General features: G+C 63.1%; 10 protein-coding genes and 5 pseudogenes. 10 read left to right on the top strand and 5 right to left on the bottom strand.

The window, feature by feature from the left end:
* Positions 1-204: 204 nt before the first annotated feature.
* Complete coding sequence (locus AC0L2O_RS35350; RefSeq protein WP_369721297.1) at positions 205-453, bottom strand: hypothetical protein; 249 nt, start codon at positions 451-453, stop codon at positions 205-207.
* Between the two features lie 570 nt (positions 454-1,023).
* Here AC0L2O_RS35350 and AC0L2O_RS35355 point away from each other — a divergent pair.
* Positions 1,024-1,236 carry a hypothetical protein gene (locus AC0L2O_RS35355; protein ID WP_369721296.1) on the top strand — a complete coding sequence of 71 codons (213 nt, stop codon included), beginning with the start codon at positions 1,024-1,026 and terminating at the stop codon, positions 1,234-1,236.
* Between the two features lie 67 nt (positions 1,237-1,303).
* Here AC0L2O_RS35355 and AC0L2O_RS35360 read toward each other — a convergent pair whose 3' ends face one another.
* Positions 1,304-2,494 (bottom strand): extracellular catalytic domain type 1 short-chain-length polyhydroxyalkanoate depolymerase, encoded by a 1,191-nt coding sequence (locus AC0L2O_RS35360; RefSeq protein WP_473373011.1) that lies wholly within the window; start codon positions 2,492-2,494, stop codon positions 1,304-1,306.
* 4 nt (positions 2,495-2,498) lie between these two features.
* Positions 2,499-2,918, bottom strand: a complete 420-nt coding sequence (locus AC0L2O_RS35365; protein ID WP_369721295.1) for a CopG family transcriptional regulator — start codon at positions 2,916-2,918, stop codon at positions 2,499-2,501.
* Positions 2,919-2,958: 40 nt separating this feature from the next.
* On the opposite strand from AC0L2O_RS35365, the gene AC0L2O_RS35370 reads away from it, so the two are divergent.
* The 9 genes and pseudogenes from AC0L2O_RS35370 to AC0L2O_RS35410 all read left to right on the top strand — a co-directional run bounded on the left by AC0L2O_RS35370 (position 2,959) and on the right by AC0L2O_RS35410 (position 11,507).
* Positions 2,959-3,513, top strand: a complete 555-nt coding sequence (locus AC0L2O_RS35370; protein WP_473373012.1) for a hypothetical protein — start codon at positions 2,959-2,961, stop codon at positions 3,511-3,513.
* Between the two features lie 11 nt (positions 3,514-3,524).
* A pseudogene (locus tag AC0L2O_RS35375) lies at positions 3,525-4,016 on the top strand (3'-5' exonuclease); the annotation flags it as partial.
* Positions 4,017-4,211: 195 nt separating this feature from the next.
* Positions 4,212-5,139, top strand: a pseudogene (gene ligD, locus AC0L2O_RS35380) (non-homologous end-joining DNA ligase).
* Positions 5,140-5,500: 361 nt separating this feature from the next.
* A pseudogene (locus AC0L2O_RS35385) lies at positions 5,501-7,190 on the top strand (helix-hairpin-helix domain-containing protein).
* A complete protein-coding gene (locus AC0L2O_RS35390; RefSeq protein WP_473373013.1) occupies positions 7,190-7,732 on the top strand; it encodes an MOSC domain-containing protein in 543 nt (180 codons plus the stop codon). Before AC0L2O_RS35385 ends, AC0L2O_RS35390 begins: the two are co-directional and overlap by 1 nt.
* Before the next feature lie 984 nt (positions 7,733-8,716).
* A pseudogene (locus tag AC0L2O_RS35395) lies at positions 8,717-8,884 on the top strand (IS481 family transposase); the annotation flags it as partial.
* Between the two features lie 281 nt (positions 8,885-9,165).
* Positions 9,166-9,462, top strand: a complete 297-nt coding sequence (locus tag AC0L2O_RS35400; protein ID WP_369721267.1) for a hypothetical protein — start codon at positions 9,166-9,168, stop codon at positions 9,460-9,462.
* A gap of 1,065 nt (positions 9,463-10,527) precedes the next feature.
* Positions 10,528-10,698, top strand: a complete 171-nt coding sequence (locus AC0L2O_RS35405; RefSeq protein WP_369721266.1) for a hypothetical protein — start codon at positions 10,528-10,530, stop codon at positions 10,696-10,698.
* 447 nt (positions 10,699-11,145) lie between these two features.
* A pseudogene (locus AC0L2O_RS35410) lies at positions 11,146-11,507 on the top strand (hypothetical protein).
* Positions 11,508-11,568: 61 nt separating this feature from the next.
* On the opposite strand, the gene AC0L2O_RS35415 reads toward AC0L2O_RS35410, so the two are convergent.
* Together AC0L2O_RS35415 and AC0L2O_RS35420 are read right to left on the bottom strand one after the other, a co-directional pair.
* The gene (locus AC0L2O_RS35415) at positions 11,569-11,742 is read right to left on the bottom strand and encodes a hypothetical protein (RefSeq protein WP_369721265.1); all 174 of its coding nucleotides are present in this window, start codon (positions 11,740-11,742) and stop codon (positions 11,569-11,571) included.
* Positions 11,743-12,660: 918 nt separating this feature from the next.
* A partial coding sequence (locus AC0L2O_RS35420; RefSeq protein WP_473373014.1) for a transposase occupies positions 12,661-12,987 on the bottom strand: 327 nt, incomplete at its 5' end.

The following is a 12,987-nucleotide window of genomic DNA, read 5'->3' on the forward strand; positions in this document are numbered from 1 at the left end:
CAAGATAGGCCGGGACCTGTCCGAGCGCCCGCCAGCCCGCGAGCGCGGCGACGTCCGTGGTACGCCGCTGCGGCGCACCACCGCGGCGCCGCCGCGCGCCGAGCCCGACGAACTCATTCCGTAGGTCATGGAGTTCACCAGCGCTGCGCGCGAAATGGCGGGGCGCTTCTTCGGCGCCCCTTTCCGCACTCGACCGAGCTTCGATCATGAACTCTTCGCGCCGCTCTCCTGGCTCCGCCTGCTGTTCGGCCGCGATGGCCACATCGTCGGCGCCTCGCCCAGGGCCCTGCGACCAACCTGCTTCAGGTTCGACATCGCGGTCTCGCCACGGGTCGCGGCTTCGAGGATTTTCGAGGCGACGTGCGTGCGAGCGGTGGTCTCATGACGAGATACGTTCTCGCAGACTTCGTCGAGAACTGCGCGCAGCAGCGCGGTGGTTTCGGCATCGAGCATCGGGATGTCCCCCAGCAATGCGGCCATCATGCATGGAGACGGCGGAGCTGGAATTCACGCAAGTTAGGAATGACGAAAAATTCCGCGAACGGACGACAGGTCCAATAGCGTAGCCCCACCGGGGTCTTTTGGGGGGCTTGGGGCGGGGCCACGCCGGCCAGGCATTTACGCCAGGCCTGACGAACCAACTGGATTCCGCCGACCTCGTTCCTGTGGGCGGACGCGACGTCCGAGCGAACGACCTACTGCTCCGACGGAGGCAACGGGCTCTCCGCCCACTTCCGCGCAGTCGGGTCGTGCAGCGGGTCATCATCGCAATTGGTGCAGACGTACCACAGCCGCCCTGCCTCAGCTTCGTCGGGCACAGCCTTCACCGGCCTGCCGCAAGCCGGGCACGCCTTCCGTACCGGATAGAGCTCTGCCATTTGATTTCCCCCGCACCGGCAGTCTACGTCCGCCCCCGTTGCGACCTCAAGTCGGTCGCGGAAAATTGCATGCGGCAACGGGCGCTTCTTGACTCCACGAGTGCAGGGTATTCAACTTCCGGCAGTGATGTTGTGAGGCTGCTTCATGGAGCAGGAATTCTATCAAGGTCTCGCGCAGCGGGTCCGGGCCATCGCCGAGAAGGTCGACCCGTTCACCCGACGTCGGTTGTTGGATCTCGCCAAGCGGTACGATGCGCAGGGCAGTCCGACCTCGCGCTCCGGAGCGACCGAGCGTCCGCTGCCGACGCCGCGCGCCACGCCACCCGCGTCGATCTTCTCCGGAGCGGGCGAGGTCTGACGTCCGAGCGGTACGTCTGCCACGATCTTTGAATTTCTTCCTGGAAATCCGATCGCGATGGTAGGTGTTAACCGCTCAAGGGATGCTGCATGAAGAAACGCAACATCTCCCTCGTCGCGTCCGGCCCGCGCGGATCCGTGTAGGACCCGGCAGGACTGCCGCCCGACCAGGCATGGCCGGCGCCGTGGACACTCCAGTGCTCGGACATCGCCAGGCCGCCTCCATTGGCGAGCATGGTGCGGGTATACGCGTGCCCGTCGGGCACTCGCCCGCGAACCACCTTGGCTTTCTGGCCCTCGGCTTCGCCGGGCCGAGCGAGAACCCGTTCACCGTTGACGGGATGCACGGTGGTGTCGCCGTCGCCATGAAAGACGATGGTGGGCACCGGAGAGCAAGCCTCCGCGATAGCTCTCGGCGCACTGCCCTGCTTCATCGCCGTCAAGGCAGAGGGAAGATCGCTGGCAGCTCCGCAGGCCAGGCCCGAGTGGACGCCGACGGCGGCATACAGCTCGGGGTATGTCGCACCCATGATGGCTGCGGCGGCCCCGCCGGCCGACAGGCCTGCGACGTAGACCCGCTTGGGATCGATAGCGTACTCCCGCATGATCTTGCGAGTGATGCCCGCGATCAGCGAAGGCTCGCCGCCATCCCGCTGCTGGTCGCCCGTGCGAAACCAGTTCCAGCATTTCGCCTGGTTGGCTCCGCGTGGCTGCTCCGGATAGACGACGAAGCAGTTCTGCTCTTCCGCCAAAAAATTCATCCGGGTGCCGGCGGCGAAATCGTCCGGTGACTGGGTGCAGCCGTGAAGCATGACGACAAGGGGCCGCGGTGCTCCATCAGCGCGGCTCGGGATGAACAGCTTGTAGGTCCGGCTTCCCGCCGCGTTGCTGAAGGTATCGGCGACAAACCTTGTGCCGTCCGGTGCGATATCCCCCTTGGACGGTGGAGCGCGTCCGACCGGACCTGGCAGGCTGAATCCGGAAAGATCCTTCATGCCGCCGAATGGCGAGGAGCGTTTGCGCCGCCGGACAGACGTAGTCTGAGTGGACGGGCCGCTCTCCCTGTCCTCGACCACGTCGGCCTTCAGGTCGAGTGTCGGCGGATCGAGCCTCGCCGGCTTGACATGCACAGCGCCACCCTTTGTCGCTGGGGGGCTGCGATCGCCGCGCAGCATGCGCTGCAGGAGTGCGGTGGCCTCGACCAGTTGGCCGGCACGCGTGAGGCGGGTCGCTTCGCGAACCATCTCTGGATTCAGCATCGTTTCACCTCGTTCTGTCGGCGAGAGCGGCCTTGACCGCGGGAGTGGCATGGAGGGCGCCCAGCACCGAGACCGAGGCGATGGCGGCGCGGGCCAGCTCGGGCGTGACGTCCTGGTCGATGGTCGCCAGACCGAGAACGTTGATGTGCAGCATCTCGCCGGCGCGGCGCGCCGCCTCGAGATCCTGGCGGGTATAGTTTCGCAGCCCGAGATCCAGGCTCTTCCGGGCCGTCGAATTCTTGACGACGTCCGCATGCCGTTCGAGCTGATTGCGGATCGCCGTCCGGATGAAGTCGGTCCTGTTCGAATAGAACCCCTCCTGCACCATCAGATCGACCTGACCCAGGTCGACGAAGCCGAGATTGATGGTGATTTTTTCGGTGTCCGGGATTTTCGGCCGGAGCTCGTGGACGTTGTCAGCCATGAGGGTTCCATCACATTTCCGCCATCCACAGGGATGGCGGATGGATGGCATATGGACCTTTGAAGGAGGACTTCAAGGCGGCCAGGCCACATCAGCCGACCGGCACGTGAACCTCGGTGAGCTTGGTCTCGAGCCCAAGGCTGTTCAGCTTCGTCCGGTGCCTAAATCTGGCGCCGCGCATCAGAACGAACTTGAACCGAACGGCGATCAGCAGCTGCAGGATCGGCGTGAGCGCATCCCATGGGATGCCGATGCTGCCGTAGATCTAGTCAACGATTTCCTCGCGCGGCTTGCGCCTCCGCCTGGTCTTGCTGGCCGCTTACAATTTCGGGTCGGTAGCCATCGCAGGCCCCGCATCGCCAAGGACAGAGCGAAGCTATCCGAGGCGGTTCGTGGCGGACATGCCGTCGTTGGCGAGGTGGCCCGCCATTTGCCCGCACCGGCATCTAGCGTCTGCACGTCCAGCAGCACGCCCGCAAACCGGCTGAATCGGATCAACATGAGCCGAAACCACCGTGAATGGCACGGTTTTCAGATTCCTCGTGGCCGGCGCCACCGCTATTGTGCAACTAAACCGAGCTACTGGGTAGGCTGACTCGAGAAGAGATGTTTCAAAGCGCATCGGAACTGGCCGCGATGGCCGAGGCCTTGAGCCAGTCGACGGACTACCGGGTGCTTCGGCGTCTCGTGCCCCGGCCGACGTCCATGCCGGCCCCAGGACAGGAGACCCGGACCGGCATCCTGCTGGATACCGAGACGACCGGCCTCGATCACGCGAGGGACGAGATCATCGAACTCGGGATGGTCAAATTCGACTACACGTCGGACGGTAGGATCGCCGGCGTCAGGGACACTTTCTCAGCCTTCAACGAGCCATCAGGGCCGATCCCGCCCGAGATAACGGCGCTCACCGGGATCACCGACGAAATGGTGGCCGGCCAAAAAATCGACGATGCCGCCGTCGACGCCTTCGTCGACGATTCCGTGCTTTTGATCATCGCCCACAATAGCGGGTTCGATCGGAAGTTTTCCGAACGCTACTGGCCGGTCTTCGAGCGAAAGGCGTGGGCATGCTCCGCGACGGAGGTCGATTGGCGATCTGGGTCACAAAGCTCGACCGCAAGCGCTCCTTCGCTTGCGTCCTCTCGCGGTCTTCTTGGTCGCCTTCTTCGCTGCAGCCATCGCTTTTCTCCTCGAGGTGTTTTGAGACAGTGCAACGCCGCGAAGGATTCGCCGGTTCCGGAACGATTCCGCCTGTGCCACTTTGAATCAGGTGTTGCGTCGAGTTCGTTCGTGGCGTTTCAGCGTAAGAAGCCGGCCGCCGGCCCTGGGGAGAAGGCCTCGTTTCCGGATTTCGTCGAACCGGCCCTACCCTGGCATCCTCGATCGAGAAGGTGCCGTCCGGGTCACGATGGATTCACGAAATCAAGTTCGACGGCTACCGCGTGCAGGTCCATCTCCACAATGAGGCGGTCAAGGTCTTCACCCGGCGCGACCATGACTGGACCCACCGCTTCAAGAAGATCGCCGACGACGCCTGGCACATCAAGGCAAGCTCCGCGGTCGTCGACGGCGAGATCGTCGTGCCCGCCGCCGACGGCACCACCGACTTCTCGGTGCTGCAGAACGAGCTAAGGGGGAGTTCGAGGCGCATCGTGCTGGTGGCCTTCGACCTGCTATACCTGAACGGCCGTGACCTGCGGAAGCTTCCGCTCCACCAGCGGAAGGCGGAGCTCAAGAAGGTCATCGCCGGCACCGATGTCCAGTTCAGCGAGAGCTTCGAGATCGAGGGCCAAGAGATGTTCGCGCACGCCTGCAAGCTTGGGCTGGAGGGCGTGGTCTCCAAGGTCCGCGCCAGCGTGTACGTCAGCGGCCGGGCAACAACTGGGTGAAGAAGACCTGTGCGCAGCGGGAGAAGCTGACGATCGCGGGCTTCGCGCTCGATGAAGGCAAATGGGACGGCATCTACCTCGGTCGGCGAAAGGGCGACGATCTCGTCTACGCAGGCAAGGTCGACCACGGTTTTGACAAGACTGCCGCCGCCGACCTGCAGAAGCGGCTGAAGCCGCTCATCCGGAAGACGCAGCCGTATTCGAAGCGGATCGCCCACAAAGGCATCTGGGTCGAGCCGAAGCTGCTCGCCGAGATCGAGTACCGGGCCAAGTCGGCGGAGGGAAAGGTGCGGCACCCATTTTTCAAGGGGCTACGCGAGGATCTTTGACCAGGCACGTCGATCATTCCCGCGATGCGGGGCGAGGTAGTGACCGAACCATAGCCGCCGGCCAGCGTTTATAAACACCATGTCTGACGCGTTTGACTACTTCCGCGCCTACGCCGTCCGGGCTCTTTGCAAAGCCCGATCGATGCCGCGCGGCAGGATGAAGCACATGCAGCTGGTTGCGGCGCGAATTTACAATCTCCTCAAGAAGGAGGCCGCTTATAGCCCGAACACGCAGCACCTTGAGGACTTCAGGGCAGGGCAGAAACTTGAGGCATCTCTCGATCGCCGGCGCGATGACGGCGCACCCGCTCAAGGAGCATTCGCTCCAGTGAGGCCGGGCGCGGAACGGAAGGCTCGTTGAGTGCCTGCCCTCGATGCTCGCACTGTGGCAAGTCTCCTGCGAGAATACGCGCAGCGCACTGCCTTGCGTGGCGGCAATCCCTACAGGGCCAAAGCCTATGCGCGCGCCGCAGACAGCCTGGCGGCCCTTGCCGTCCCTCTGGACGTGCTCATCGCCGAAGACCGGCTCACGGAAATCCCCGGCGTCGGCGAGGCGATCGCCGACATTATCGTCAAGCTTCACAAGACGGGCTCTCATCCCAGCCTCGAGAAGCTCCGGAAGGAGATACCCGAGGGCGTGCTCGAGATGCTCGCCGTTCCCGGCCTCCGCCCCGAGAAGGTGCTGCGGCTCTACAAGGATCTCGGCATCACTTCGCTCGCGGAGTTGGAGGCCGCCGCCAAGGACGAGCGCATCAAGAAGGCCAAAGGCCTCGGCGCGGCGCTGCAGACCAAGATTCTGCAGAACCTGGCCATCGCGAAAAGCGGAGAAGGTCGCCTCCATCTGCATCGTGCGGCCGCCCTGCTCGCGCACGCCAAGGATTCGCTTCGCAGGGCCCGTCCAGAGCTCAAGCGCGTGACGATCGCAGGCGACTTCCGCCGTGGCTGCGAATTGGTGGGCGAGCTCACGATCGTTGCCGAGACTGCCAAGGCGGACAAGACGTCGAAGGCCTCAGCGGCGGACGGGCTGCAGATCCGCTTATCCGATCGCAGCCACTTCGGCGCCACTCTTCTCTTCTCTCTTCGCGACCGGCTCGGCCGCTCACATCGAGCAGCTCCGGACGTTAGCCGTCGAGAAAGAGATGCGGTTGGAGGCCGACGGCTTGCACAAGGGCCGCACCCTGATCGCCGGCGACGAGACCGAGATCTATCGCGCGCTCGGTCTGCCCTTCATCGATCCGGAGCTCCGGGAAGGCCGCGACGAAATCAAGCTGGCTTTGAAGGGCAAGCTGCCGAAGCTCGTCACCGACAACGACCTCCGCGGAGTCCTTCACTGCCACACGGATGCCTCCGACGGCACCGAGACCCTGGAGGCGATGGCCAAGGCCACGCGCCAGCGCGGTTTCGAATATTTCGGGGTCGCCGACCATTCCAAGTCGGCGCACTACGCCGGCGGTCTCTCGGTGGAAGAGATAGCCCAGCAGCACCGAGAGGCAGACCGGCTGAACAAGCGCTTCGGCAAGGATTTCCGGATCCTGAAAGGCATCGAGTCCGACATTCTGGCCGACGGCTCGCTGGACTATGCGGACGACGTGCTGCAGCGCTTCGACTTCGTGGTCGCGAGCATCCACGGCCGCTTCAAACTCGACCGCAAGGCACAGACGCAGCGCCTGCTTCGGGCCATCTCCGATCCTCACACCACCGTCATCGGCCACATGACCGGGCGGCAGTTGCAGCGGCGGCCGGGCTACGAAATCGACGTCGAGAAGGTGCTGCGCGCCTGCGCCAAGCATGACGTCGTCGTCGAGATCAACGCCCACCCGTGGCGCCTCGACCTGGACTGGCGCTGGCACCAGGCCGCCCTTGAGTTCGGCTGCATGCTGAGCATCAATCCGGACGCGCACTCGATCGCCGAGCTCGATCACATGCACTGGGGTGTCGAGATGGCCCGGAAGGGCGGCGTGCCACCGGAGCGGGTCCTGAACGCGATGACGCTGCCGGAGATCACGCGCTACCTCCGCCAGAAGCGTCGCTCGTTCGCCCGGGCCGCCTGATGCCGCCGGCGCACGCGCTCGCGATGCAAGGCGCCGTGGTCGCGGTCGCCGCCGATCGCGGTCACCACTTCAGGAAACCGCCCCAAGATCGGATCGTGCTGGTGGAAGGCCGTGGCGTCGAAGGCGACGCCCACGCCGGCGCATTCGTCCAGCACCGCTATCTCGCCCGCCGCAAGCCGCGCCTACCGAATCTCCGGCAGGTTCACCTGATCCCATCCGAGCTCTTCTCGTCCCTCCTTGAAATTGGCTTCGAGGTCGGAGCCGGGGATCTGGGCGAGAACATCACTGCCGCCGGCCTGGACCTCGAGCGGATGCCGCTCGGGACGCTCGTCGAACTTGGACCCGCGGCGATCGTGGAGCTGACCGGCCTCCGGACGCCCTGTGTCCTCATCGACCGCTTCCGGGCCGGCTTAAAACGGCAGGTGCTCTCGTGGGCGGAAACGGGCCCTCCATTCAGATGTGGGGTGTGTTTCGGCGCGGGGTCTCGACGCTTATCAGCGCGGGGGTCCAATGGATCAGGTTCAATGCAATCAATGACTTGAAGGGGGTCCCCAAGACGCCGATGGGGGTTATTTTTCGATCAGCATTCACAGCCTGACCCTGACCTTGTGCATGGGCGTTGCAGCGTGGCGCCAGTCGAACAGCAGAGACGTCGATATCACTGCCACCATTCCGCATCGGGATTACGGCTGGCGCGCGAGGCCGAACAACTGAAGTCCTTGCGCTCGCCCGTCGGTTGCGTCAGTTGCTCGCAACAATCGGGAGGACCAGGGGTGGCAGTGGACTGGCGCGAATACGCGAAAGCCGTCGAAAACCAGCTCGATCAACTGAGACGCGACCTGGAGCCACTCGAATCCGGGAGAATGAAGCTCGGTGAGCGCGAAGGAAGCGGCGCCCGGCGAGACGTCACTCAGGAGGCTATCGATCGCAACAAGTAGGTAATCGCGACGTACGAGGCGATCCTAAAGGACGTCCGAGAGAATCGGATCAAGGACTGACCGGGCCCAGCGGGCTGGCCTGTCCACCTCCAATCGCCTGAGGGCATTTGCTGTGCCTCAGGACTGCTGGGCCCGGCGCTTCCATCGTCTAAGGCAATCCGCTAAAGATTCAGAATGCGTAAGTCAGCGAAGCGAGCTGTCACATGCTTCGCGGTTCCGGTTTTTCTGTCCTGCTCATGCTCGGCCTTGCGATGCCCATCACGGACGTTATGGCCCAGAGTTCAGCGAGGCGAGGTGCCGTCGGAGGGCGCCGCGGCGCGGCAGTAGGGGCCCGCCACGGGAGCTGCTGTGGGAGCCCATCGCTGGCGTCATGGTCGTTGTTGGGTGCGCGCCGGCGGTAGATCGCATCCCGTAGCCTCTCGCTACTGCAGGTGACCAACACTCACGCACTTGCAATTCGCGGCGGCCTCAGCGCGAGGGCAAGGGCAAGCTGAGCCGGCGGGTTCGCGCCGGCGCGGTTCGCTGCGCTGAACTGGGCCGCCTAGCAACGCAGCGGCAGCTGCACTGGTATGACCTGCCGAGTGATGTGAATGGGCTTACGCCAAAGCCTACCCAACATCAGATCGGCGCGCTCAAGAGCTGCCGATCTGGCTGCATAAATACAACTGCCACCGTGCCCATGGTGGTATAGACTCACAAACCCCGATCAACCGACTTGGTTTGACCAGGGACAACCTCTTGAGGCTCCACAGCTAGGCGCTTCAGAACCGAACTCCATCCCATTCTCGCGTGGCGCGCCGGTGGCGTCTCGCGCAAGAGGTGTTAGGCTGGGAGCAATAGGCGCAAGCGATGAGCGATGAGGCAAAAGACGCAGGCTTTGTGGCGCTGATCAGCGGCATTCTGGGCGGCAAGCGTACGGAGCCGCAAGCTTCCGTGAGCCGCATCCGCTCGCTGAGCCCGCGCCGAAAGCGCCGACAAGCCCGCCCGCAATCGCGCCCCTCGCCCCGGAGATACCGCCAAAGCTCCAGGATGAGTCCATGGCTGCGGTAGCGCCGGCAACGAAGCCGACCGCCCGCATATCGGTCGGCGGTCCCGACGAAAGACGAGCGCGATTGCCCGCTGTGGCGATCGCCGATCTCGTCCCCAGTGAGCTCCGCAAACTGGATGGCTTTCCGAGATCCGGAGTTTCGATCACCATTTACGGATACGGCAATTGGAACGCCATGATCAGATTCGCGCCGTTCTCGACGACATTCCAGAACGCTGCACGGCTACGTCAGGCTCTGCCGGACATCGTGTTCAAGCTCCGTCAATACGTCGATCTCGAGACCTAGGGCATGCCGGCGGCCGTCAAGAGTTGGCGGCCTTTTCACTTTCAGAGAGCGGCCGCGAGATCGCCGTGAACTCTTCCGCCATCTCAACCGGCGCCGCGCCACTCATAGCAAACCAAGTCACCAGGTGGTCCCCGCCCTCAAGCAAAAACTCGAGACTTTGCAGGTCGAACTTATGGGAAGGAGGCCCTCGCGCGCAGGCATCGTGCCGAGTTTGAGAGAGGATGGGAGCGCACCAACAACCTATTGGCCGAACTGCTCAACTCAGCACGGAAATTGGCGGAGAAGGCGGCGCTGCTTGAGGGGAAGCTCCACGTTAGCACAGCTCTGGCGGCGCCGGCTGGTCGACGCTTTCTGTCTTGCCTTACCACAAGAAGACTCCAACGTGCGTGAGATCGCCGGCGCATTTCAGATCGCACAATTGAAGCCTCGGCCCTCCACGTTTGGACGCCATGTCCACATCGCCATTGGGAGAAAAAGAGCCCCATGGACTGCCGGGTCCTCCTAGGCAAGCACCGTGCCTGCTATGTGGGCTGCTTGACGCTTGCAATCGTGGTTGGCGCTTGCGCGCGAAAATCCTATCGACCGTGGTTCTTGACCGTAGCTTTCAACGAAAGGCGTAAAAACTCGCATCACTGCACCGCGATGTGGCGGAGTGGATATCCTCTGGCTTTCGATAATTGGAGATTATCGACAGACGGCGCGCAGTCCGGGGGATGAAGCTTGTCAGCCGAGACTCCGCACGATTTGGTGGCCCGTCACCTCGAACAAGCTTTACTTGCCAGTTTGCCGAATCCGGTTTTCGCGAGGCGTGTGAAGAGCCCACTTGGCTGCAACCCGATTGGTTTAAGAGGTACCTCCTCCTAGACTGGACAAATTCACTTAAATCAATGCGCGGCTTTCGATTCTGGTGGATGATACGGCCGAGCCTGCCACCGCCAATTTCCGGCAGGCTTCTGGCCCCAGCGCGCGCGCCCCCCTGCTAGGAACCTGCCGCTGGGGCCTTCTCACGCTTGCTGTCTCAGCTCACACATTGGCGCCGCAAGGACTCCTGACTACATCGGTCGCATGACCGCCATCAGGATCCGTAAGCACGAGGCCGTGCCCGACACCGGCAGTTTCGAGGTTTATTTCAGCGACGGCCGGGCGAGCATTTTCGTCTACTGGGACGACGTGCCGAGCCGCCGGCTACACCCCGAAATCCTGACCCGCGCGCAGGCCCTGGAAGAGGCGCGGTAGATCGCGCGGCGCGAGGGCGGGACGAGCTGCTAGACCAATAGACCGGTGGAGGCAGCATCACCCTGAGGGAGAATTGGTACTGTTCGGGCCGGTCAATGTGCGATGCACTCGCTCAGCCTGCTCTCTCGTCAAATTCGCCGCCAAGTCGAAGTCAGCTCCGATCAATGCCGGGCCCTTGCGCTCCCGGTCGTAGACCATCCAACCTTTTCCACCTGCGCGAATAATAAATCTGCTCTGCGACGGCACATGGTCATTCACGATCAACACCCCGATCTGCACGTGGAGCGCGCAGCGAACCCCATTCGCCATGCAACCTGCATTTGCATTTGTTAATCTAATCGGGAAAAAGTAGAAAAGGTTGCGCCGCACCCTATCGGCACCGCAGCGCCAAGGCGGAACGACAACGGTGACGATCGATTAAGAAGGCGTCAGTCGGAGTTGTTGCGTATGCGTCCGTCGCCTTCAATGGTGCCGCGCGATCGCCTCGACCGGAATATCTATCTGGTCCTGGAAGACTTCGGCGCCCGCGCCGGCTGTGCCTGGCGCGAGACGGACGAGCAGGACACCGACCTCGAGACCGTGATCCGCGACCTGATCTCCGGACAATATGCCTACCCGGTGCGGATCGTCGCCTTCAACGCCATCGAGGGCTGGGCGAGGGAAGCGACCGCCGAGGTCGCGACCGCGGTGGCACAACGCGCCGACGAAGAGGCCGTCGACATCTCGGCGGCGCTCGATGCCTTTATCACCGCCAAGACGCGGGCGACACCAGGCGACAGCTCGCCCTGCCCTTGCGCACCCGGCCCTGAGAGTCCGCCCACGACCCCCAGTCGCACAGGCAGTGTGCCGTCAGTCGATCGAGGCGGCTTTCTAAGACGCAAGGGAGGGTTTTTGGTTTGTATTTTGCCACGGCTTGGAGTGCTCATGCTCAGCAATCCACTTGACCGCGTCGGCTTCCGTAATAAAGCCCTTGATTGCTTCCGTTTCGCCATCGGGCCACAGAATATCGACACCCCAGCCAAGTCCGGGATTTTTCCGAGCCATGAAAGTTGGTCGCTGCTCGAGCACCGGCGGAGTATGCGCCTATGGTGCCCAGGTTCAAGCCAGCTGTCCTGCCGCAATCAAATCTCCCACGGTGCCCTGCGTCCGCCCCGCCAGGCCGGGGCGCAGCGTCTAAGCCACGACGCGCAGTAGCTTGCGCACGTGCCGAGTGCGCTCGTTGAGCGCGACGCCGCTTGGTCATCCAAGGTTCAGGAAGGAACGGCTAACGTCGGTTCCGGGGATGGGCTCCGCTGGAGTAGGATGGATGAAATTCAAACTTACACTTGCCGCACTAACCGTTCTCGGTGGGACAGTATTCTCAATTGCAACGGCGTCGGCAATGCCGGTTGCTCCGCTGGGACAAGTGAACATCGCGAACGTTGAAACAGTAGCCCTGGTGTGCGGTCGGCACGGATGCGTCCGAACTCGCCCGGTCTATCGTCCTGCCTATCGCCGCGGCGTAGTCGTCGTTCGTCGGCCCTATGCCCATCGATACTATCGGCGCTACTGATTCAGGAGCTTCGTTCAGGGGAAAAGCTCCGCCCGCGTAAACCGCCGCACAGAAAGAGGCCGCCCAACTGAGGCGGCCTTAACCTTGTGTTCCGCAGCGTACACATTCGCGTTCGCAATGTGTTCCGAGGCCGATTAAATACCTTGATCTATCTCAAGGGTCGGTACGAAACGAAAACACGCTGCCCTTTGCAGCTACCTCGGCGGCTGCAATCCCGTTGACTTCAGCCAATCAGTCATGTGAGCGCCAGTATTGGCTAGCCGGGCCTTCCTAAGAAGGGCCTCGCGTTCTGGGCCTGCCGGTAATCCGCTGGCCTGCTCTTTGAATTTTTGCCGCCAGATCTGATCGTGTCCCGTGGCGTGGTGTAGCTGGCGGTGGATCACCGCGTTCGCCGGCGAGAGCCGGGCTGGTCAGCTGGCGATAGCCGTGAGGCTGACGCTCGGATCATCGCTCAACGGCGCGATGGTTTCCAGTGTCATGTAACGGGCACGCTGGACCGCCCATTCATCGTTCTGTTCGAGCAGGATCGCGCCGATGAGGCGGACGATGGCATCCTCGTTGGGGAAGATGCCGACCACCTCGGTGCGCCGCTTGATCTCGCCGTTGAGGCGTTCGATCGGGTTGGTGGAGTGCAGCTTGGTCCGATGCTGCGGCGGGAAGGTCATGTAGGCCAGCACGTCGGTCTCGGCCTCGTCGAGGAAGCCGGCCAGCTTCGGCAGCTTTGGCCGGAGCTGGTC

Source organism: Bradyrhizobium sp. Kon10, from assembly GCF_055807395.1.